This is a genomic window from Streptomyces sp. NPDC057271 (assembly GCF_042668715.1).
Taxonomy (GTDB): Bacteria; Actinomycetota; Actinomycetes; order Streptomycetales; family Streptomycetaceae; genus Streptomyces.
In genome coordinates, this window is sequence record NZ_JBHUYJ010000062.1 from 25,397 (window position 1) to 46,547 (window position 21,151).

Below are 21,151 nucleotides of genomic sequence, written 5' to 3' on the forward strand. Positions count from 1 at the left end.
CGCACACCCGGGGTCAAGCTGTGGATGGAGGCCTGGATTCAGGTCCTCGGGGGAACTGAAGTCGGCGACGCCGGGTACTTCTCTTACTATGCTGGTCCCAAGAGCATCTACGCGTCCGGAAACTGCGTGCGATTCGGTGGACGTGTAGGCAACGCTGGAGACTATTCGGGCTGGGGGCACTGCGGCTAGTGCAAATTTTCGGACGGTCGGTGGGTGAAGGGGCGTCTTCTCCCCACCGACCGTCCGTTTGAGCCCCCGGAACCTGGGCCACGTGCCTAGCCGCTGATGCCTGGAGTCTGATCAGTTGCCGAATGCCTTGATCTCGGAGATCCCTCCGCGATAAAGATTGGGCGAACCATCCGTAGGCAGCTCAGTGATGCGAACAAGAACGTAGCGAGTGCGGATCGGTTCCTTGGCCTGCATGGTGATCTCGCTTCCAGTCTTTTCGAGCGAGCTCAGCCGGTGGGGGAAGTCGGTGAGGCTCCCAGGTTTCCCTGATGCGCCATCAGCGGCGAGGACCTCGACCGTATGCCCAGTCCTGTAAAGAGACACGCGTAGACCTGTAAGGCTCTTCACCGCACCCAGATCCACAATTACGCCGCTTCCCTCTTGCCTGTTGGGAAGGTTGCCGAAGTTTGCGTAATTCTTATATTGAGGGGTTATCCAGGAGGTGCTTGGTTTGTTGTCGATCGCATTTCCCACCTGGTCTTCCTGGATTCCCGGCCCGTGGGGCGAAAATTCGAATGCCTGGAGAATCTCCAGAGAGGGCGCGGGTTCCTGTGGCGTCGGCTTGTCGTTGGATTCGGGCTGCTGATTGTCGGGCGTGCTCGCGGTCTTCTGGTCGAGGAGCCGGTCCGCGATCTGCCAGCTGCCGAGGCCGAGGGCGGCGATGAGCAGCGCCGACACGGCCCACTTCAGGACCCTGCCGGTGCGGCTCTCGAGCGGGGCGGGGGGCGCGACCACGGGCTGGGTGACCGCGACGCCCGGGCGGGGCTGCGGGCGTCCGTAGGTGCCCTGCTGGTAGGTCGTGCGCTGGTAGTCGGGCGGGGAGGGGAACTCGGGCTCCGGCGGGCGGATGCGGGGCATCGCCGCGACTGCCTTGGCGAGCTCGTCCGGAGTGGTGCAGGGCGGCTCCTGGCGCGAGGCGGTGGCCCCGTCGTTGGCCAGGGCGCGCATCGCGATCTCGGAGAGACCGCGGTGGACCCCGGCCCGCACCTGGTCGGGGGGGAGCAGGCCGACACCCTTGGGCAGCCCGGAGAGACCGTAGGCGTCACTGTCGTACGGCCAGCGCTGGGTCAGCGCCGCGTAGAGCAGGGCGCCGATGGCCTCGGTGTCGGTGCGCTGGGGGCGATCGGCGCTGATGCCCCGCAGCGCGGCGTTCACCGCCAGGCCGCGGATCCGGTACTGGCCCGTGGAGCTGCGCAGTACCGCGCTGGGGGTGAGACGGAGGTGCGCCAGGCCTTCGCGGTGCGCGGCGGCCATGGCCTGGGAGACCTGGCTGACGAGCTGATAGGCGTCGTGCGGCTCCAGCGGACCGGCGGCGAGCAGCGCCGTCAGCTCGGTGGAGTCCGGAAGCCACTCGTGCACGACGTACACGAGGTCGTTCTCCTCGACGGCGTCGAGGACCTGGACGAATCGGGGGTCACCGAGCAGCGCCGAGGAACGGGCCGCCGCGAGGACCGAACGGGCCCGTGGGTGGTCGGCCGGCAGCAGATGGACCCCGACCGCACGTCGAAGTTTCTCGTCGACGGCACGCCAACTGCTGAAACCGTCCAGACGAGTGACGCACTCCTCCAGGCGGTAGCGCTTGGCCAACTTGTGGCCGCTGTGCAGCTCGGGAGTCTCGATGGAGGGCTGTTCGCCGTTCTGCCGCTGAGCGGCGTCGTCCTCTACGACCTCGGCGGACTTCTCCACCGTGTCCTGCGCTTCCGCCACCCCGTCGGTCGCGGCCTTCTCCGCCTTGGCGGTCAGCGGGTCGTCACCGCTGTTGTCGGCCACGTCGACGGCAGCCGTGCTACGTTCCGCCACCGTCGTTCCTGCCTCCCCATCCGTTGCGCCACATCCAACAGCCATGCCAATTGTGCCCACAGTCGGCCGCTATGCACGACACGCGGCAGCCGACGATGGTTGCGCGGCAGCTGCTTCCTATCGTCCCAGGCGTCCACGGACCATACCGACCATGGAGTTCAGCTCCGCGATCCGCATGCGCTTGGCGGCCACGAAGAAGACGCCGAGCAGGACAGCGCCGCCGACCAGCAGGGCCACGAGCGAGCCGAGAGCACCCTCGCCGAGAAGCTTCAACAGGCCGAAGCCGACGGCGCCTGCCACGATCGCGGCGGGTAGCGAGGCCAGGCAGAGGCGGGCGTAGGTCCGCATGATGTGAGCGCCGTCCAGGTCGCCGCCCAGCCGGTTGCGCAGGCGCCGCCAGGCGACGCCGACACCGACGGCGTAGGCGAGCCCGTAGGAGGCGGCCATGCCGACGACGGCCCACTGGGCGGGGAGCACGAAGTAACAGGCTGCCGAGGCAGCCGCGTTGACGGCGGCGACGATGACCGTGTTGTAGAACGGCGTCCGGGTGTCCTCGTAGGCGTAGAAGCCGCGCAGGACGACGTACTGGACCGAGTACGGGATGAGGCCGAGGCCGAAGGCCATCAGGATGAATCCCATGCCCTGGGCGGCCTGGACGCCGCTGGAGGCGTAGAGCAGGGTGCACATCGGGACGCCGAGCGCCAGGAAGGCGAAGGCGACCGGGACGATCGCGACGGCGGAGTTCCGCAGGCCCTGCGAGATGTCGTCGCGGACGGCGCCGGGATCGTCGTCGTGTGCGGCGCGGGAGATGCGGGGCAGCAGGGCGGCCATGACCGAGACGGTGATGATGGCCTGCGGCATGCCCCAGATCAGCTGGGCGTTGGAGTACGCGAGGAAGCCCGCGCCGTTCTTGCCGGACTCCTCGCCCGCCGCGGTGGCGAGTTGGGTCACGACGAGCACACCGGCCTGGTTGGCGAGGACGAACAGCACGGTCCACTTGGCGAGTTTGACCGTCTTGCCGAGGCCGTGGCCCTTCCAGTCGAAGCGGGGGCGGAAGCGGAAGCCCGTCTCCCGGAGGTACGGGATCATCGCCAGCGCCTGGACGACCAGGCCGAGGAGGGTGCCGATGCCGAGCAGCCGGATCCCGTCGTCGGGGATGGTCTGCACGCCCATCTGGGATTCGGCGGAGGTGCCGTAGACCCAGATGAACAGGCCGAACGTGACGATCATGACGATGTTGTTGAGGACCGGGGTCCACATCATCGCGCCGAACTTGCCCCGGGCGTTGAGGATCTGACCCATCACCACATGCACACCCATGAAGAAGATCGTGGGCAGGCAGTAGCGGGCGAAGGTCACGGCGACGCTGTTGGCCGCGGCGTCGTCGGCGATGGTGTTCGACATCAGCCGGATCAGCAGCGGGGCGGCGAAGACGGCGATGACCACGATGGCACCGAGCGCCACCATGACCAGGGTCAGCAGCCGGTTGGCGTAGGCCTCGCCGCCGTCCTCGTCGTTCTTCATCGAGCGGACGAGCTGTGGCACGAAGACCGAGTTGAGGCCGCCGCCGACGGTGAGGATGTAGATCATCGTCGGCAGGGTGTACGCGATGGTGAAGGTGTCACCGAGCAGGGCGGCGCCAAGCGCTCCGGTGATCACCAGGCTGCGGACGAAACCGGTGAGGCGGGAGACCAGGGTTCCGGCCGCCATCACCGCGCTGGACTTCAGGAGGCCGGAGGCGCGGCCGGACTTCTTCGGTGCGGGAGCGGGCATCGGATTCGGCTCCGGGGCGGGCGGGGGCACCTGGCCGGGCGTCTGCTGGTCCCGGTAGAGATGGGCGAAGGCGTCCGGCTCGGGCTGCTCGTCGCCGGCCCGGGTCACGAGGTCGTCCACCCCGGTGAACTGGACGGTACGGGCGTCGTCGCCGTACGGCAGATGACGCGAGGGGCCGTCGGGCTCGGGGGCCGGGGTCTGCGCCCACACCCGGGGGTCAGGAGCGTGCTGCGGCGCCGCGGGCTGCTGGTAGAGCGGCTGAGGTTCCTGGTAGGTACCCGGTGGGGGCGGGGGGTGCGCGGCGCGGTCGTAGAGCGCCTCGGTCACCGGGTCCTGCGCGGACAGGTCCCGTGCCTGGTAGGGGTCGTGGGTGTAGGCGTCCTGGACGTAGGGGTCCTGGGCGTACTGGTTCTGGGCGTACGGGTCCGAGGCGGGCTGCTGCTGCGACGGAGGGCCCGGCGGTCGGCCGGATCCCGGGGTCGCCGCGGGCGTTCCGCCGGACGGCTCGGTGCCGCCCACGCCCTGGCCGCGGTCACCGTCGTACGGCGCGTTCATGGTTACCCCACCTCATCGTCCCCGGCCGACCGGCCACGACATCGCTCAACGGTCCACTTTCTCACCCGCGTCGGACGGGTCGCCGCTTTCGGGACCGGTGTCCGGCGTAGGGTCACTCGGCTGCTCCGGATCGTCGCCCTCCGCAGTCTCCGCTTCGGCGTTTCGGGCCGCCGCGCGCTTGCGCTGGGTGTACATCCGGGCTCCGGCGAGGACGAGGAGCAGCACGCCGCCGGCGATGACGAGCATCACGGTTGGAGTGATCTCGGAGACCTTCACGGTGAAGGTCATCTCCTGTCCGTACGGTGTGCCGTCCTTGGTGAACAGCTGGGCCGTCATCGGCACCGGACCGTTGGCGTTGGCCGAGGCGGTGAACTTCACCGACTGGCTGTGCCCGGCGGCGATCTTGACCGGGAGTTCGGCGACGGCGTCGCCGCCGTTGAGCTTCAGTCGCGTCCTGTTGCCGGAGGTCAGCCTCAGGACGAGGTCGTCCACGCCCTGCAGCAGCTTGTTCTGGACGGTCACCGGGATGGTGGCGCTGCGTCCGGAGAGCGTGAGATCCGACTTGTCGACGAGCTGGACCTCGCGCGTGAGGCTCTCGAGGTACTGGTGCACCGTGATCCGGTACAGCGCAGCGGAGGGGGCCTGGCCGCGCCAGGAGGTCGACATCTCGCGGCTGATGGCGTTGCCGAACGGCGTCACCACGCGGTCGGGCAGGGTGAGGATGACCTTGAAGTCGTCCAGGTCCGCGCGGGTGCTCTTCATGTCGCGGAAGGCCTCGACCGGAAGCTCCTGCTTGCGCAGTGCACGGGGGTAGCGGGAGGCGCCCGGCACCTTGGTGGCGGCGTCGGGGTCCGGTTTCACGGCGGAGGCCGCGATGAGGTCGAGCGGCTGCGTCCAGCGCTGGGCTGTCAGACCGCGCAGTGCGGTCGCCATGGTCTGTGCCTGCGACGTGGTCGGCATCCGCTGGGGGGCGACCACGATGCTGCGCTGCTGCTCGGGCTGTTCCAGGGTGACTGCGAGTGTGTGGGCGAGGAACTCCTGGACGGCGAGGATCGAGTTCCCGGCGGGAAGCATGTCGTCCTCGAAGGCCGTCGAGAGATAGGCGTCGCTGACGACGGCGGTGGTACCGCCTCCGATGGGGCGGGCCGCCGTCGGCGTGTACGAGAGGTCGTCCTGGAAGCTGTCGCTGCGGGCGATCACCTTGTGGGCGCCCGCCGAGGTCGCCACGTCCATGATCGAGGGGTCGACGGCTCCGTTCACGGGCCAGGAGAAGTCGGTGGACGGCTTCACGTGGAGGATGGTCTCCACGGTCGTCCCGGCCAGCTCCGTCGCCGGCCGGAGGTGGCTCAGTGAGCCGGGGACGTCCTTGCCGCGGTGGGCGAGGGAGGCGATGTCCGGGTCCGCGAACGGCAGGGCGACGACCTTGCGGCCCACCACGGCCTTCTGCAGCGCGTCCAGCCACCGCTCGGCGACTGCCTGCTTCGCGCCCGGCACCGTGCCCGTGCCGTCCTTGACCTGATAGCTCCGCGTCATGGCGTCGACGGTGGCCAGCAGGTCCGGGTCGATGACCCAGGTGACGGGAAGCTCCTTGCCCAGCGTGACCATCTGGTCCAGGCGCCCACCTGGGGCGAGCTCGGCGGCCAGATCGTCGTTCTCGAAGACCGGCGTCTGCTGATCGTCGGTGCCGGTCTGGGCGGAGACGTGAGCCGAGGAGATCAGCGGCCAGAGGTAGGTGAGCTGGGTCTTCTTCTCCGTCGCCTCCGGCTGGTACGGGAGGAAGGTCCGCTCGATGCCGAGGACGCGCTTTCCGGGCTGGGAGGCGGTCTGGCCCGAGAGGGAGACGCCTAGCTGGTAGACGCCCTCGTCGTCGAGTCCGAGCTTGTCCACCGGGACGGAGAGCGTGAAGTCCTTGCTGAGTCCGGCCGCGAGGCGGGGGATCTTGACCGTGTAGCGGCCGCCGAGAGGGGAGGGGTCGCTTCCGGCCCGGAAACCGGTACGGCCCGAGATCTGCTCGATCTCGCTCCGGCTCGTCATCCGCGGGCCGACCCTGACGTCCACCGTGGCGTCGGTCACGGTCTGCTTGCCCTTGTTGGTCACCGTCCCGGAGACCGTGACCGTGTCGCCCTCCACCGGGGCGGTCGGTTTGAGCGTGTCGAGAGACACATCGACCGTGCGTGAGCCGGTGGCGTTTTCAGCGGCCACGGCCGACGGTTCCATGGCGGCCGCAGCTACGGCCGGCGGGGCCACCGTGCCCTGCAGAAGCCCGGCGAGGAGGGGCGCCCCGGCGAGGAGGGATGCTGTGCGCCGTAGCCACCGACGGGCAGGTGAGGGAAGGGTCCCCTGGATGTCTGCCGCCTCGGCCACGCGTTCGCCCGTCCTCGTCGTAATCAGTGGTGCAGGTGGTTCCCCGTTGCTGTGTCCACGCATGGTAACGAGGCACGCTGGGAGCAAGTGCCGGGGACTGCTCCAGCCGATGGCGACCGGATCACCGGACCCCAGAGAAAGGGGGGGGCGTCGGCGGGGGCCGGGGCACGTACCCTTTTCTGTTGTGCCGAACGCCAACGAAGACACCCCGACTGCACTGAGCCAGGTGCAACGCCGCGCGGTCAGCGAACTACTGCGCGTGTCCCCTGTCGCCGATGACCTCGCCGTCCGTTTCCAGGAAGCAGGGTTCAGCCTCGCGCTGGTCGGCGGTTCGGTGCGGGACGCGTTGCTCGGGCGGCTCGGCAACGATCTCGACTTCACCACCGATGCACGACCCGAGGACGTCCTGAAGATCGTCCGCCCGTGGGCCGACGCCGTCTGGGAGGTAGGGATCGCCTTCGGTACGGTCGGCTGCCAGAAGAGCGGCTACCAGATCGAGGTGACGACGTACCGCTCCGAGGCGTACGACCGCACCTCGCGCAAGCCCGAGGTCTCCTACGGCGACTCCATCGAGGAGGACCTCGTCCGGCGTGACTTCACCGTCAACGCCATGGCCGTGGCTCTGCCGGAGAAGGAGTTCGTCGACCCGTACGGTGGCCTCGACGACCTGGCCGCGCGGGTGCTGCGCACCCCCAGCACCCCGGAGGAGTCGTTCTCCGACGATCCGCTGCGCATGCTGCGCGCGGCGCGCTTCGCCGCCCAGCTCGACTTCGAGGTCGCCCCCGAGGTCGTCACCGCGATGACCGAGATGGCCGGGCGTCTGGAGATCGTCTCCGCGGAGCGGGTCCGGGAGGAGCTCAACAAGCTGCTGCTCTCCGCTCACCCCCGCAAGGGGCTCGGTCTGCTCGTCGACACGGGTCTGGCGGGCCATGTGCTGCCGGAGCTGCCGGCGCTGCGGCTCGAGAGTGACGAGCACCACCGGCACAAGGACGTCTACGAGCACTCCCTGACCGTTCTCGACCAGGCGATCGACCTGGAGGAGGACGGTCCGGACCTCGTGCTGCGTCTCGCCGCGCTGCTGCACGACATCGGCAAGCCCCGCACCCGCCGCTTCGAGAAGGACGGGCGTGTCTCGTTCCACCACCATGAGGTGGTCGGCGCGAAGATGACCAAGAAGCGCATGACGGCGCTGAAGTACTCGAACGAGATGATCAAGGACGTTTCGCGTCTGGTGGAGCTGCACTTGCGCTTCCACGGCTACGGAACCGGTGAGTGGACCGACTCCGCCGTCCGCCGCTATGTGCGCGACGCGGGCCCTCTCCTCTCGCGGCTGCACAAGCTGACTCGCTCGGACTGCACGACACGGAACAAGCGCAAGGCCGGCGCCCTCTCGCGGGCCTACGACGGACTGGAAGAGCGGATCGCCCAGCTCCAGGAGCAGGAGGAGCTGGACGCGATCCGTCCCGACCTGGACGGCAACCAGATCCAGGAGATCCTCGGCATCCGCCCCGGCCCGGCCGTCGGGCAGGCGTACAAGTTCCTGCTGGAGCTGCGTCTGGAGAACGGGCCGATGGGGCACGAGGCGGCTGTCGCGGCGCTCAAGGAGTGGTGGGCGGCTCAGAACTGAGCCGGGGTGGTCGATGTTTCACGTGAAACATCGACGCGCGGCATCGACGGAGGGGTGATGTTTCACGTGAAACATCACCCCTCCTTCCGTCGGCTCCACAGCATCAAGGTGATCGACGCATAGAGGGCGGCGACCATCACCACGACAGGGGCGGACCGGCCGTCGGGCGGCAGCATCAGCGCCGCGACCGCGGCCGCGCCTACGAAGGCGACGTTGAAGAGCGTGTCGTAGAGCGCGAAGACCCGTCCGCGATAGGCGTCGTCCACGGACGTCTGGACGACCGTGTCCGTCGCGATCTTGGTGCCTTGGGTGACCAGCCCCAGGAGGAAGGCCGCGATCATGAGCGGGGTCTGCGCGAAGGGAAGCCCCAGCGCGGGCTCCAGAACGGCCGCGGAACCTGCGCACACGATCATCCAGCCGAAGGGGCCGAACCGCCCGATGGCCCAGGGTGAGATGACGGCGGCCGCGAAGAACCCCGCCCCGGAGAACGCCACGGCGAGCCCGAGCAGCGCGAGCCCTTCCGACTCCGTGGAGCTCCAGGCATAGCGGCAGAGCATCAGCACGGTCACTGTGAGGGCGCCGTAGCAGAAGCGCATCAGGGTCACCGCGGTCAGTGCGCGGGCCGCGGGCCGCCGCTCGGCCAGATGGCGCAGTCCCGCCACAAGTCCATGGGCCGTCGAGGCCAGTGCGGCGCGAAGCCGGGGCTGGATGAGGTCCGGGTCGGGGCCGAGGAGTTCCCGGGGCATCCGCAGGGAGGCGAGGGCGGAGCAGAGATAGAGGAGGGCGCCGAGCATCACGACGGCGGCGTCGGAGTTCTCGGACAGGATGCGTACTCCGAAGGCCAGACCACCGCCCGCGGTCGCGGCCACGGTGCCGGCCGTCGGGGAGAGGGAGTTGGCGACGACGAGCCGCTCGGGGTCGACGACCCGCGGCAGTGCGGCGGAGAGGCCGGCGAGGACGAAGCGGTTGACCGCCGTCACCGACAGGGCGGAGGCGTAGAAGAGCCAGTCGGGTACAGAGGCCAGCATCAGCACCGCCGTACCGCAGGCGAGGAGGGTCCGCAGGAGGTTTCCGTACAGGAAGACCTGGCGTCGCTGCCAGCGGTCCAGGAGCACGCCCGCGAAAGGGCCGATAAGGGAGTACGGGAGGAGCAGGACGGCCATGGCGGAGGCGATGGCCGCGGGAGAGGTCTCCTTCTCGGGGGAGAACACGACGTACGTGGCCAGCGCCACCTGGTAGACCCCGTCGGCGCACTGGGAGAGCAGACGGACGGCGAGGAGGCGGCGGAAGTTCGTCAGGCGCAGGAGTACGCGCAGATCACGTACGACGGGCATGGGAGCAAGACTCACATACGACGAGGGCCCCCGGGTGAAACACCGGGGACCCTCGATCGACGAAGTGGATCAGCGCCTTAGCGCTCGACCTCGCCCTTGATGAACTTCTCGACGTTGGCGAACGCCTCGTCGTCGAAGTACTGCACCGGCGGGGACTTCATGAAGTACGAAGAAGCGGAGAGGATCGGGCCACCGATGCCCCGGTCCTTCGCGATCTTCGCGGCACGCAGCGCGTCGATGATGACACCGGCCGAGTTCGGGGAGTCCCACACCTCGAGCTTGTACTCCAGGTTCAGCGGAACGTCACCGAAGGCGCGGCCCTCAAGGCGGACGTACGCCCACTTGCGGTCGTCCAGCCACGCCACGTAGTCCGACGGGCCGATGTGGACGTTCTTCTCGCCCAGCTCGCGGTCGGGGATCTGCGAGGTGACGGCCTGGGTCTTCGAGATCTTCTTCGACTCGAGGCGGTCGCGCTCGAGCATGTTCTTGAAGTCCATGTTGCCGCCGACGTTGAGCTGCATGGTGCGCTCAAGACGGACACCGCGGTCCTCGAACAGCTTCGCCATCACGCGGTGCGTGATGGTGGCGCCGACCTGGGACTTGATGTCGTCACCGACGATCGGGACACCGGCCTCGGTGAACTTGTCAGCCCACTCCTTGGTGCCGGCGATGAAGACCGGGAGAGCGTTGACGAAGGCGACCTTGGCGTCGATGGCGCACTGCGCGTAGAACTTCGCGGCTTCCTCGGAGCCCACGGGCAGGTAGCAGACGAGTACGTCGACCTGCTTGTCCTTGAGGACCTGGACGACGTCCACAGGAGTCTCGGCGGACTCCTCGATCGTCATGCGGTAGTACTTGCCGAGGCCGTCGAGGGTGTGGCCGCGCTGGACCGTGACGCCCGAGTTCGGGACGTCGCAGATCTTGATGGTGTTGTTCTCGCTGGCGCCGATGGCGTCGGAGAGGTCGAGGCCGACCTTCTTCGCGTCGACGTCGAAGGCGGCGACGAACTCCACGTCACCGACGTGGTAGTCGCCGAACTGGACGTGCATCAGGCCGGGCACCTTGGACGCCGGGTCGGCGTCCTTGTAGTACTCGACGCCCTGTACCAGCGAGGCGGCGCAGTTGCCCACGCCGACGATGGCTACGCGAACCGAACCCATTCCGGTTGCTCCCTGTGTGATCGTGGAAGCCCTGCGGGATGCAGGGATTCACTTGGCGGTGTCGTCGGACGGATCCGGCCGGGTACTGCCCCCGTGCCGGGGCAGGCCGCCCGTTTCTCCAGAATCGTTGTCGTGCTGAGCGGGGGCGTCGGGACCGGATCGCTGATCCCGTCCCGCCCGCTCGCTCTCGATGAGCTCGTTCAGCCAGCGCACTTCGCGCTCCACGGACTCCATTCCGTGGCGCTGCAGCTCAAGTGTGTAGTCGTCGAGGCGCTCGCGTGTGCGGGCCAGAGAGGCGCGCATCTTCTCCAGACGCTCCTCCAGCCGGCTGCGGCGGCCTTCCAGTACGCGCATCCGCACCTCGCGCTCCGTCTGACCGAAGAAGGCGAAGCGGGCGGCGAAGTGCTCGTCCTCCCAGGTGTCCGGGCCGGTGTGGGAGAGGAGCTCTTCGAAGTGCTCCTTACCTTCGGCCGTCAACCGGTAGACGATCTTGGCGCGGCGTCCTGCGAGTGACGCGGCGAGGGCATCTTCGGGGGCGCTGCCCGGCTCCTCGATCAACCAGCCGTTGGCGACCAGCGTCTTGAGGCAGGGATAGAGGGTCCCGTAACTGAAGGCCCGGAAGATGCCCAGCGAGGTGTTGAGCCGCTTCCGCAGCTCGTACCCGTGCATGGGCGCCTCGCGGAGAAGGCCGAGAACGGCGAACTCGAGGATTCCCGAGCGTCTGCTCATCCGTCCCCTCCTCCGCTGTCGTGTGCCCTTATGCCGTACTGATGTATCGACTCGATACATCACGACGATAGAACGGCCATCCTGCTGCGACAAGTGGGGCCACGGTGACCGGCGTCACATCATCAATTCACAGCAACTGACTTGCCCGATTTGGGGTGAACTTCGCCTCTAGGTGGGTTTTGGCCGTGCGTAGTCTGTGCGGCATGCAGACCACCGGGAACCGAGAGACGCCGCAGTGCGTCAGTGATCGGGGTGACCGGCTGCGGTACGGGAGGGCTTCTGGTGAGGCTCGGCCGTGCGCATTTCGGGGGGACCGGAACTCAACTGCCGCTTCCAGGCGTACGCGCCTGCCCGAGGAGTAGTCGTTCGATGAGCGAGCATCGTCGCAAAATGCCGCAGTCGCAGCCGCCGAGTGGCGGCCGCGTGGCGGCCCGGCGCGCCGCCCAGCAGCCCCATGGCAGCCGGTCGGCCCAGGGACGGGATGTCAGCACCGGCTCCCCTTCGTCTGGGTACGGAGAGGAGCCCACCTACGGTGGACGGGCCGAGGCTCGTCGTGCCGCGCAGCGCGGAGGCCGGCGGCGTGCGCCCGACGGCGGCGCGGGCGGCGGTCACGGCGGTGGCCGGCGTGGTGGTGGAGGCGGCGGACAGGGCGGTGGCCCGGGTCGCGGCCGTGGAGGCGGCCGCCCTCCGGGCAGGAAGCGCCTGATCGACTACCCGCGGTACGACAAGTACGGCTGGCGCCGCTGGGTGCCTTCCTGGAAGCTCGTCTCAGGCCTCTGCCTGGCGTTCCTCGGCCTGGTGATGGGCGCGGCGACCATCGCGTACTCCCAGGTGGGGATCCCCAAGGAGGCTCTGGCCGCCAAGGCGCAGAACAACGTCTACTACTGGTCCGACGGCTCGCAGATGGCTGCCACCGGAGGTGAGGTCAACCGGCAGATCATCGGGATCGACCAGATTCCGAAGGACATGCAGAACGCGGTGATCTCGGCCGAGAACAAGACGTTTCGCGACGACTCCGGCATCGACCCGATGGGCATCGGCCGCGCCGTCTGGAACATGGCCAAGGGCGGCGAGACGCAGGGCGGCTCGACCATCACCCAGCAGTATGTGAAGAACAACCTGCTCAACGACCAGTCGCAGACCCTGTCTCGCAAGGTCAAGGAGCTCTTCATCTCCATCAAGGTCGGTGCCGAGATGGAGAAGCCCGAGATCATGGCGGGCTACCTGAACACCGCGTACTACGGGCGCGGCGCCTACGGCATCCAGGCGGCGGCCCGGACGTACTTCGGGAAGGACGCCAAGCACCTCAACACGAGTGAGTGCGCGTTCCTCGCCTCGCTCCTCAAGGGCGCGACCTACTACGACCCGGCCGGCTCCACCGAGATCGACCCCCGGGCGACGCCGCAGGCGAACCTGAAGCGAGCCACGGACCGCTGGTCGTGGATCCTCGACGAAATGGTCAAGGACCAGCACATCACCGCGGCGGACCGGGCGAAGTACCCGGCCTTCCCCAGGGTGCAGCCGCCGAAGAAGAACGCCCAGCTGACCGGTCAGGTCGGTTACCTGGTGAGCACGGCCAAGGCCAACTTCATCAACAACCATCCGGGGATGGACGACAAGCAGCTCTCCCAGGGCGGCTACGAGATCTACACGACCTTCGACAAAAAGAAGGTCAAGGCTCTCGAGGACTCCATCAAGAAGGTCTACGACGAGCACATCGACCCGAAGAAGCGGCCGAAGACGGACACGCACGTCCAGTTCGGCGGCGCCTCGATCAATCCGAAGACCGGTGAGATCGTCGCCATCTACGGCGGCACCGACGCCACCAAGCACTTCACGAACAACGCCGACCAGACCGGTGCTCAGGTCGGATCGACGTTCAAGCCATTCGTGCTGGCCGCGGCCATGGAGTACGGCGTCCGCGACCCCGACGAGGGCAAGGTCCAGGACTCCACGACCCGCACGATCGTCGACCCGAACAAGAGCCGCTACTCCGGCAAGAACAAGCTGCGGATCAAGAACTACGACGGCACGGTCTGGCACAACGAGAAGGGCGAGGAGTGGCTCCAGGTCAACGACGATGACGCGAGCTACGGCCCGATGAGCCTGCGCGAGGCGATGATCCGCTCCGCCAACTCGCCCTACGTCCAGCTCGGCATGGACATCGGCATCGACGAGGTCCGCCAGACGGCCGTCAAGGCCGGTCTGCGGGAGAGCTCGCTGGTCAAGGCCAACGTGCCGTCGTTCTCCCTCGGCATCTCCGACCCGAGCGCCATCCGCATGGCCGGCGCGTACGCGACCTTCGCGAACAACGGTGAGCGCAACGAACCGTTCTCCGTGAAGGAGGTGAAGGAGAAGGGTCAGGTCATCTACAAGCACGAGCCTAAGACCGAGCGGGCCTTCTCCTCGGCGATCGCCAGCAATGTGACCGACGTCCTGCGTGATGTCGTCGAGCACCCGAAGGGCACCGGCCGCAAGGCCGCGATCCCGGGCCGGGACGTGGCCGGCAAGACCGGTACCACCGACGGCAACAACTCGGCCTGGTTCGTCGGGTACACGCCGAACCTCTCGACCGCGATCGACATGTACCGCTTCGACGACGACGAGACGAAGCAGGGTCGCAAGTTCGAGTCGATGTTCGGCACCGGCGCCCAGCCCAAGATCCACGGTTCGTCCTTCCCCTCGCAGATCTGGAAGGACTACATGACCGACGCGCTGAAGGGCATGAAGGTCGAGTCGTTCCCGGAGCCGGAGGACCTGGACGCGGAGCCCGTCTTCGGCGGCGGTGCTCCCAGTCCCACGCCGACGCCGACGGAGACCCCGTCGGAGTCTCCGTCCGCGACCGTGACCCCCTCGCAGACGCCGTCGCGGACGCCCAGCAAGTCGCCGGGCCCGGACAAGACCTGTGACGTGTGGGACTGGCCCTGCAACGACAGCGGTGGTCAGAACGGCGGCCAGGACGGCGGCCAGGACGGCGGCGTGACGGGAACACCGACGGCTCCGACGACTCCGACGTCACCGACGCCGACAGACACCGAGACCGGCAGGCCCAACGGCGGTGGAAGCGGCTGGCTGGGCGGCTGACGGCCCGCTCACCGGGACCCGTCCGGTAACGCCCTGAGGGCCGCGGTACCCGGCACGTACGCATACGTACGTCGCCCGGTACGGCGGCCCTCACCGTTTCCCTGGGACGTACGGCAGGATGTCCCCATGCCGAGCCTCCACAAGACGAGTCCGCAGCGGGACCGGTCGCAGAACCCGGCGACGGTGTGCCCCACCCGTCGCGACGAGGTCGCCGCGGCGGGCAGCGAACTGATCGGCGGGCCGGTCGGCCGCCGGGCCCTCCTCGGCACCGGGCAGCTCACCCCTGTGCGGGTGATCGCGCTGGTGGCCATCGGGATGTTCGCGCTCGGCATGGTGCAGAAGATCCCGTGTTACGACTGGGCATGGTTCCGGGGCACCACCTCGCAGTACACCCACGCCTGTTACTCCGACATTCCCCATCTCTTCGTCGGACGCGGGTTCGCCGAGGGGCTGGTCCCGTACTTCGACCGGCTGAGCGGCGACATAGAGTTCCTGGAGTACCCGGTCCTCACCGGTCTGTTCATGCAGGTCGCGGCCTGGCTCACGCCCGGTGGCAGCGACCTCGTGCACCGCGAGCAGATCTACTGGATGGTCAACGCGGGCATGCTGATGGTCTGCGCCGTCGTCATGGCCGTCTGCGTGGCCCGTACGCACCGCCGCCGTCCCTGGGACGCCCTCCTGGTCGCCCTGGCCCCCGCGTTCGCGCTCACGGCGACCATCAACTGGGACCTGCTGGCCGTGGCGCTGACCTCGGCCGCCGTACTGATGTGGTCGCGCGGCCGGCCGCTTGCGTTCGGCGCCCTGCTCGGCCTGGCGATCGCGGCGAAGTTCTACCCGTTCCTGATCCTGGGGCCGCTGTTCCTGCTGTGCTGGCGGGCCGGCCGCTGGCGGGAGTTCGGCGCGGCGCTGATCGGGGCGGCCGGTGTGTGGCTCGCCGTGAACCTGCCGGTGATGCTGCTCGCGCCCGAGGGGTGGAAGCAGTTCTACGCCTTCAACGAGGAGCGGAACGTCGACTTCGGGTCCGTCTGGCTGCTGATCAGCCAGCGCACCGGCGAGCAGATCTCCCCCGGCAGCGCCAACACGTACACCATGGTGCTGATGGCGCTCGTCGCCGCGGGCCTCGCCGTCCTGGCGCTGACGGCGCCCCGACGGCCCCGGTTCGTACAGCTGGCGTTCCTGATCGTGGCCGCGTTCGTGCTGACGAACAAGGTGTACTCGCCGCAGTACGTGCTCTGGCTCATCCCCCTCGCCGCGCTGGCCCGGCCGCGCTGGCGGGACTTCCTGATCTGGCAGGCGTGCGAGGTCATGTACTTCCTGGGCATCTGGATGTACCTGGCCTTCACCACCAGCGGCAACAAGCAGGGGTTGCCGACGGACGGCTACCACTTCGCGATCGTGCTGCACCTGGTCGGCACGCTGTACCTGTGCGCGGTGGTAGTGCGCGACATCCTGGCGCCCGAGCGGGACGTGGTGCGGCAGGACGGCTCGGACGACCCCTCCGGGGGCGTCCTGGACGGTGCTGAGGACGTTTTCGTACGGGGCAGGGCGGCCCACCCCGCCCGGCACGCGGCCCCGGCCGTGGAGGGGCCGCGTGTGGAGTGGGGTGTCCCCGCGGACGGGGCTCCCCGGGACTCGCGGGCAGGCTAGCGACCCGCGGGCGAGCTAGCCTTTGGGCTATCCCTCGACGAGCCGGTCGTACTGCGTCGTGGTGTGCCGCAGATGCGCCACGAGTTCGTCGCCGACCTTCGGCTCCTGCGCGTCGGCCGGCACGAACAGGATCGACACCTGCATGTGCGGCGGCTCGGCGAACCATCGCTGCTTGCCGGCCCAGACGAACGGCGAAAGGTTCCGGTTGACGGTCGCGAGGCCGGCGCGGGCCACGCCCTTGGCGCGCGGCATCACACCGTGCATCGCCTTGGGGGCCTCCAGGCCCACCCCGTGGGAGGTACCGCCGGCGACGACCACCAGCCAGCCGTCGGAGGCGGCCTTCTGCTGGCGGTAGCCGAAACGGTCACCCTTGGCGACGCGCGTGACGTCCAGGACCGCCCCGCGGTACTCGGTGGCCTCGTGGTCGCCCAGCCAGAGCCGGGTGCCGATCCGGGCGCGGAACCGCGTCTGCGGGAACTGCTGCCGGAGTCGGGCCTGCTCCTCGGCCCGCAGATGGCTGACGAACATGGTGTGCAGCGGCAGCCGTGCGGCCCGCAGCCGGTCCATCCAGCCGATGACCTCCTCGACCGCGTCGGTGCCGTCCGTGCGGTCCAGGGGCAGGTGGAGGGCGAAGCCCTCGAGTCGTACGTCCTCGATGGCCGCGTGCAGCCGTCCCAGCTCCTCTTCGAGGATGCCGTGGCGCTTCATCGAGCTCATGCACTCGATGACCACACGGGCGCCCACGAGGGCGTGCACGCCGTCCACGGAGGACACGGAGCGGACCACCCGGTCCGGCAGCGGCACCGGCTCCTCGCCCCGCCGGAACGGGGTGAGGACCAGCAGGTCGCCGCCGAACCAGTCCTTGATCTTCGCGGCCTCGTACGTGGTGCCCACGGCGAGCATGTCCGAGCCGAACCGGGAGGCCTCGTCGGCCAGCCGCTCGTGGCCGAAGCCGTAGCCGTTGCCCTTGCAGACGGGGATCAGGCCTGGGAACTGGTCGATCACGGACTTCTGGTGCGCCCGCCAGCGAGCGGTGTCGACGTAGAGGGAGAGCGCCATGGCCGGCCCGGAACCTTTCTGTGGCTGCGGTGTATCAAAGGTGTGTACGAGGCTTACGAGATTACGTACGAGATTACGGGCGCGACGGCCGGGCCGTCAGCGACGCGACATGTAGATGTCCAGCGCCTTGTGCAGGAGCTTGTTCAGAGGGAAGTCCCACTCGCCGACGTACTCCACCGCCTCGCCGCCCGTTCCCACCTTGAACTGGATGAGACCGAAGAGGTGGTCGGTCTCGTCGAGTGAGTCCGAGATGCCCCGCAGGTCGTAGACGGTCGCGCCCATCGCATAGGCGTCGCGCAGCATCCGCCACTGCATCGCGTTGGAGGGCCGGACCTCGCGGCCGATGTTGTCGGAGGCGCCGTAGGAGTACCAGACGTGCCCCCCGACCACGAGCATCGTGGCCGCCGAGAGGTTCACACCGTTGTGACGGGCGAAGTACAGCCGCATGCGGTTGGGGTCCTCGTTGTTGAGGACGGTCCACATGCGCTGGAAGTACGAGAGCGGGCGCGGGCGGAAGTGGTCGCGCACGGCCGTGATCTCGTACAGGCGCTGCCACTCGGCCAGGTCCTCGTAGCCGCCCTGGACGACCTCGACACCGGCCTTCTCGGCCTTCTTGATGTTGCGGCGCCACAGCTGGTTGAAGCCCTTGAGGACGTCGTCGAGTGAGCGGTTGGCGAGCGGTACCTGGAAGACGTAGCGCGGCTGGACGTCACCGAAGCCGGCACCGCCGTCCTCGCCCTGCTGCCAGCCCATCTTCCGCAGCCGGTCGGCGACTTCGAAGGCACGCGGCTCGATGTGCGAGGCCTCGACGTCCTTCAGGCGCTTCACGTCCGGGTCCTGGATGCCGGATTTGATCGCGGCGGAGTCCCAGCGGCGGATGACGACCGGCGGGCCCATCTTCACGGAGAACGCGCCCTGCTGCTTGAGATGCGCGAGCATCGGCTGCAGCCAGTCGTCGAGGTTCGGGGCGTACCAGTTGATGACCGGGCCCTCGGGCAGATAGGCCAGGTAGCGCTTGATCTTCGGCAGCTGACGGTAGAGCACGAGGCCCGCGCCGACGAGTTCGCCGGACTTGTCGAACCAACCCAGGCTCTCCGACCGCCACTCGGTCTTCACATCAGCCCACGCCGGGACCTGGCAGTGGCTCGCCGAGGGCCGGCTCTGGATGAATGCCAGATGCTGCTCACGGCTGATGGTCCTCAGGGTCAGGCTCACGGGGCGCTCCTCGGCAGGTGTGTCCCCATCGGTTCAGGGGCTCCGGCTCTCGCGCCGAAGCCTACTGTGACCGGGGAGCGCCCCGACGGGACGTGTGTCCCTGGTTCCGTGGCCGACCCGGATGCCTCAGGCGAGGCCCCCGTAGAACATGCCGAGATAGAAGCCCACCGCCGAGGCGCCGAGCCCGACGATCAAGGCGAAGCGCTCCCTCGTGGTCACGGAGATGAACTGGCCGAACGCGCCAGCCATGATGCCGATCAGTCCGGACCAGGAAGCCAGTACGTGCAGGCTGTGGAACTGCGCGGTGATGAAGGAGAGGACTCCGAGGAAGAGTGTCACCGCCACCATGGTGTCCTGGAGCGGGTGGGACCTGCCGTCGGTGGCGAGGAGGGAATGTCCGGGGTCGGGTCGCATTGCCTGTGCCATGGGGCACCTCCTGGCGTGGCTGCGGGAAGGCGGCGCATCGTAGCGCCGCCGACATCCGTTGTGTACAGATTGCGTCCCCCCACCACCGGATTTCAACCGGAAGCGGATGTGCGGGTACTCTGTACGGTCTGCACCGGTGTCTGCCCTGGTCCGTCCCGGACCGCGACGGTCTCCTCGCTCGCCGAGGGGCATTGTCAGTGGCGGCCGATACCGTTGCTTACGCATCACGACCCTCCTGCCACGGAACGACCGTGGCCGCTGAGTCCAAAGGAGGTGGGTTCCACATGCGTCACTACGAGGTGATGGTCATCCTCGACCCCGATCTCGAGGAGCGCGCTGTCTCCCCGCTGATCGAGAACTTCCTCTCCGTCGTCCGTGAGGGCAACGGAAAGGTTGAGAAGGTCGACACCTGGGGCCGTCGTCGTCTCGCCTACGAGATCAAGAAGAAGCCCGAGGGCATCTACTCGGTCATCGACCTGCAGGCCGAGCCTGCGGTCGTCAAGGAGCTCGACCGCCAGATGAACCTGAACGAGTCGGTCCTCCGGACCAAGGTCCTCCGCCCCGAGACCCACTGAGCATCTAGCTCAGAGGTCATCGGGTTCGAGTAGCAGTAAGCAGCCAGAAGCAATCCCGCCGAGAGGTTCATCCAATGGCAGGCGAGACCGTCATCACGGTCGTCGGCAATCTTGTCGACGACCCCGAGCTGCGCTTCACCCCGTCCGGTGCGGCGGTCGCGAAGTTCCGTATCGCGTCCACCCCCCGCACCTTCGACCGTCAGACCAATGAGTGGAAGGACGGCGAGAGCCTGTTCCTGACCTGCTCGGTCTGGCGTCAGGCGGCGGAGAACGTCGCCGAGTCGCTCCAGCGAGGCATGCGCGTCGTCGTGCAGGGCCGGCTGAAGCAGCGGTCGTACGAGGACCGCGAGGGCGTCAAGCGCACGGTCTACGAGCTGGACGTCGAGGAAGTCGGCCCCAGCCTCAAGAACGCCACGGCCAAGGTCACCAAGACCACCGGTCGAGGTGGCCAGGGTGGCTACGGCGGCGGTGGCGGCCAGCAGGGCGGCGGCAGCTGGGGTGGAAACTCCGGCGGTGGCCAGCAGGGCGGTGGCGGTGCTCCCGCCGACGACCCGTGGGCGACCAGCGCGCCGGCCGGCGGCGGCCAGCAGCAGGGCGGCGGAGGCGGCTGGGGTGGAAACTCCAGCGGCGGCGGCTACTCGGACGAGCCCCCCTTCTAGGGCACTCCCCTCGAAGGCAGCTCGTACCCAAACTTCTTGATCACACAGGAGAAACACCATGGCGAAGCCGCCTGTGCGCAAGCCTAAGAAGAAGGTCTGCGCGTTCTGCAAGGACAAGACCGCGTACGTGGACTACAAGGACACGAACATGCTGCGGAAGTTCATTTCCGACCGTGGCAAGATCCGTGCCCGCCGCGTGACCGGCAACTGCACGCAGCACCAGCGTGACGTCGCCACGGCCGTGAAGAACAGCCGTGAGATGGCGCTGCTGCCCTACACGTCCACCGCGCGATAAGGGAAGGGTGACCGAAAAATGAAGATCATCCTGACCCACGAGGTCTCTGGCCTCGGTGCCGCCGGCGATGTCGTCGACGTCAAGGACGGTTACGCTCGCAACTACCTGGTCCCGCGTGGTTTCGCGATCCGCTGGACCAAGGGTGGCGAGAAGGACGTGGCGCAGATCCGCCGCGCCCGTAAGATCCACGAGATCGCGACCATCGAGCAGGCCAACGAGATCAAGGCCCAGCTCGAGGGCGTGAAGGTGCGTCTGGCTGTTCGCTCCGGCGACGCCGGCCGCCTCTTCGGCTCCGTGACCCCGGCCGACATCGCCACGGCGATCAAGTCCGCGGGTGGCCCCGACGTCGACAAGCGTCGCGTCGAGCTCGGTTCGCCGATCAAGACCCTGGGCTCGCACCAGGTGTCCGTGCGTCTGCACCCCGAGGTTGCCGCGAAGCTCGGCGTCGAGGTCGTCGCCGCGTAACGCTGCTCTCAGCAGTACGGAAGGGGCGCCCCCCCCAGGGTGTGGCCCCTCCCCCCTTTCCTTGGTTTCCTCTCCCCAGGAACATCGTTTCCCCTGGAAACCGGCGCCTCCCCCTCATCCCCCATTTCCCGTGAAAAACTCAGCGTGTTGTGGCCG

17 protein-coding genes are annotated in these 21,151 nt (G+C 68.2%); 8 read left to right on the forward strand and 9 right to left on the reverse strand.

The window, feature by feature from the left end; all coding sequences use genetic code 11:
- Positions 1 to 300: 300 nt before the first annotated feature.
- The 3 genes from ACFUJR_RS25330 to ACFUJR_RS25340 all read right to left on the reverse strand — a co-directional run bounded on the left by ACFUJR_RS25330 (position 301) and on the right by ACFUJR_RS25340 (position 6,720).
- A complete protein-coding gene (locus ACFUJR_RS25330) occupies positions 301 to 2,028 on the reverse strand; it encodes a protein kinase family protein (RefSeq protein WP_383174062.1) in 1,728 nt (575 codons plus the stop codon).
- Between the two features lie 117 nt (positions 2,029 to 2,145).
- Positions 2,146 to 4,356 (reverse strand): murein biosynthesis integral membrane protein MurJ, encoded by a 2,211-nt coding sequence (gene murJ / locus ACFUJR_RS25335; protein ID WP_383174059.1) that lies wholly within the window; start codon positions 4,354 to 4,356, stop codon positions 2,146 to 2,148.
- Between the two features lie 45 nt (positions 4,357 to 4,401).
- The gene (locus ACFUJR_RS25340; protein WP_383174056.1) at positions 4,402 to 6,720 is read right to left on the reverse strand and encodes a DUF6049 family protein; all 2,319 of its coding nucleotides are present in this window, start codon (positions 6,718 to 6,720) and stop codon (positions 4,402 to 4,404) included.
- Positions 6,721 to 6,904: 184 nt separating this feature from the next.
- Between ACFUJR_RS25340 and ACFUJR_RS25345 the strand changes: the two genes are divergently transcribed.
- Positions 6,905 to 8,347 (forward strand): CCA tRNA nucleotidyltransferase, encoded by a 1,443-nt coding sequence (locus ACFUJR_RS25345; RefSeq protein ID WP_383174053.1) that lies wholly within the window; start codon positions 6,905 to 6,907, stop codon positions 8,345 to 8,347.
- A 74-nt stretch (positions 8,348 to 8,421) separates the two neighbouring features.
- Here the strand turns inward: ACFUJR_RS25345 and ACFUJR_RS25350 are convergent, their stop codons facing one another.
- The 3 genes from ACFUJR_RS25350 to ACFUJR_RS25360 form a co-directional block, all read right to left on the reverse strand.
- A complete protein-coding gene (locus ACFUJR_RS25350) occupies positions 8,422 to 9,681 on the reverse strand; it encodes an MFS transporter (RefSeq protein ID WP_383174050.1) in 1,260 nt (419 codons plus the stop codon).
- A gap of 77 nt (positions 9,682 to 9,758) precedes the next feature.
- Positions 9,759 to 10,841: an inositol-3-phosphate synthase gene (locus tag ACFUJR_RS25355; RefSeq protein ID WP_383174047.1), complete on the reverse strand. Its 1,083-nt coding sequence runs from the start codon at positions 10,839 to 10,841 to the stop codon at positions 9,759 to 9,761.
- 48 nt (positions 10,842 to 10,889) lie between these two features.
- The gene (locus ACFUJR_RS25360) at positions 10,890 to 11,570 is read right to left on the reverse strand and encodes a helix-turn-helix transcriptional regulator (protein WP_383174044.1); all 681 of its coding nucleotides are present in this window, start codon (positions 11,568 to 11,570) and stop codon (positions 10,890 to 10,892) included.
- A gap of 532 nt (positions 11,571 to 12,102) precedes the next feature.
- Here ACFUJR_RS25360 and ACFUJR_RS25365 point away from each other — a divergent pair.
- From ACFUJR_RS25365 to ACFUJR_RS25375, 3 genes are all read left to right on the forward strand, one after another.
- Complete coding sequence (locus ACFUJR_RS25365) at positions 12,103 to 12,276, forward strand: hypothetical protein (RefSeq protein ID WP_383174076.1); 174 nt, start codon at positions 12,103 to 12,105, stop codon at positions 12,274 to 12,276.
- On the forward strand, positions 12,273 to 14,654 hold the full coding sequence (locus ACFUJR_RS25370) for a transglycosylase domain-containing protein (RefSeq protein WP_383174073.1): 2,382 nt from the start codon (positions 12,273 to 12,275) through the stop codon (positions 14,652 to 14,654). The genes ACFUJR_RS25365 and ACFUJR_RS25370 overlap by 4 nt, the downstream gene beginning before the upstream one ends.
- Before the next feature lie 126 nt (positions 14,655 to 14,780).
- The gene (locus ACFUJR_RS25375; RefSeq protein ID WP_383174041.1) at positions 14,781 to 16,301 is read left to right on the forward strand and encodes a glycosyltransferase family 87 protein; all 1,521 of its coding nucleotides are present in this window, start codon (positions 14,781 to 14,783) and stop codon (positions 16,299 to 16,301) included.
- Between the two features lie 27 nt (positions 16,302 to 16,328).
- Here ACFUJR_RS25375 and ACFUJR_RS25380 read toward each other — a convergent pair whose 3' ends face one another.
- The 3 genes from ACFUJR_RS25380 to ACFUJR_RS25390 form a co-directional block, all read right to left on the reverse strand.
- Entirely contained in the window at positions 16,329 to 17,360 is a 1,032-nt protein-coding gene (locus ACFUJR_RS25380) for an alanine racemase (protein WP_383174038.1), read from the reverse strand.
- 96 nt (positions 17,361 to 17,456) lie between these two features.
- Entirely contained in the window at positions 17,457 to 18,575 is a 1,119-nt protein-coding gene (locus ACFUJR_RS25385) for a lipid II:glycine glycyltransferase FemX (protein ID WP_383174035.1), read from the reverse strand.
- A 126-nt stretch (positions 18,576 to 18,701) separates the two neighbouring features.
- Positions 18,702 to 19,001 (reverse strand): hypothetical protein, encoded by a 300-nt coding sequence (locus tag ACFUJR_RS25390; RefSeq protein WP_383174032.1) that lies wholly within the window; start codon positions 18,999 to 19,001, stop codon positions 18,702 to 18,704.
- Positions 19,002 to 19,285: 284 nt separating this feature from the next.
- Here ACFUJR_RS25390 and rpsF point away from each other — a divergent pair, with 284 nt between their 5' ends.
- The 4 genes from rpsF (at position 19,286) to rplI (ending at position 20,995) form a co-directional block, all read left to right on the forward strand.
- Complete coding sequence (rpsF, locus tag ACFUJR_RS25395; protein ID WP_004950685.1) at positions 19,286 to 19,576, forward strand: 30S ribosomal protein S6; 291 nt, start codon at positions 19,286 to 19,288, stop codon at positions 19,574 to 19,576.
- A 74-nt stretch (positions 19,577 to 19,650) separates the two neighbouring features.
- Positions 19,651 to 20,235, forward strand: coding sequence for a single-stranded DNA-binding protein (locus tag ACFUJR_RS25400; protein ID WP_383174029.1), 585 nt, complete (start codon positions 19,651 to 19,653; stop codon positions 20,233 to 20,235).
- 58 nt (positions 20,236 to 20,293) lie between these two features.
- Positions 20,294 to 20,530 (forward strand): 30S ribosomal protein S18, encoded by a 237-nt coding sequence (gene rpsR, locus ACFUJR_RS25405; protein ID WP_005315025.1) that lies wholly within the window; start codon positions 20,294 to 20,296, stop codon positions 20,528 to 20,530.
- Positions 20,531 to 20,548: 18 nt separating this feature from the next.
- Positions 20,549 to 20,995 carry a 50S ribosomal protein L9 gene (gene rplI, locus ACFUJR_RS25410; RefSeq protein ID WP_315894947.1) on the forward strand — a complete coding sequence of 149 codons (447 nt, stop codon included), beginning with the start codon at positions 20,549 to 20,551 and terminating at the stop codon, positions 20,993 to 20,995.
- Positions 20,996 to 21,151: the final 156 nt, after the last annotated feature.

What these genes read in the sequence shown, in the direction of transcription:
- rplI (WP_315894947.1), top strand. Translation starts at nt 20,549, where the DNA reads ATGAAGATCATCCTGACCCACGAGGTCTCTGGCCTCGGTGCCGCCGGC.
- rpsR (WP_005315025.1), top strand. Translation starts at nt 20,294, where the DNA reads ATGGCGAAGCCGCCTGTGCGCAAGCCTAAGAAGAAGGTCTGCGCGTTC.
- rpsF (WP_004950685.1), top strand. Translation starts at nt 19,286, where the DNA reads ATGCGTCACTACGAGGTGATGGTCATCCTCGACCCCGATCTCGAGGAG.
- ACFUJR_RS25400 (WP_383174029.1), top strand. Translation starts at nt 19,651, where the DNA reads ATGGCAGGCGAGACCGTCATCACGGTCGTCGGCAATCTTGTCGACGAC.
- ACFUJR_RS25380 (WP_383174038.1), bottom strand. Translation starts at nt 17,360, where the DNA reads ATGGCGCTCTCCCTCTACGTCGACACCGCTCGCTGGCGGGCGCACCAG.
- ACFUJR_RS25350 (WP_383174050.1), bottom strand. Translation starts at nt 9,681, where the DNA reads ATGCCCGTCGTACGTGATCTGCGCGTACTCCTGCGCCTGACGAACTTC.
- ACFUJR_RS25360 (WP_383174044.1), bottom strand. Translation starts at nt 11,570, where the DNA reads ATGAGCAGACGCTCGGGAATCCTCGAGTTCGCCGTTCTCGGCCTTCTC.
- ACFUJR_RS25375 (WP_383174041.1), top strand. Translation starts at nt 14,781, where the DNA reads ATGCCGAGCCTCCACAAGACGAGTCCGCAGCGGGACCGGTCGCAGAAC.
- ACFUJR_RS25390 (WP_383174032.1), bottom strand. Translation starts at nt 19,001, where the DNA reads ATGGCACAGGCAATGCGACCCGACCCCGGACATTCCCTCCTCGCCACC.
- ACFUJR_RS25355 (WP_383174047.1), bottom strand. Translation starts at nt 10,841, where the DNA reads ATGGGTTCGGTTCGCGTAGCCATCGTCGGCGTGGGCAACTGCGCCGCC.
- murJ (WP_383174059.1), bottom strand. Translation starts at nt 4,356, where the DNA reads ATGAACGCGCCGTACGACGGTGACCGCGGCCAGGGCGTGGGCGGCACC.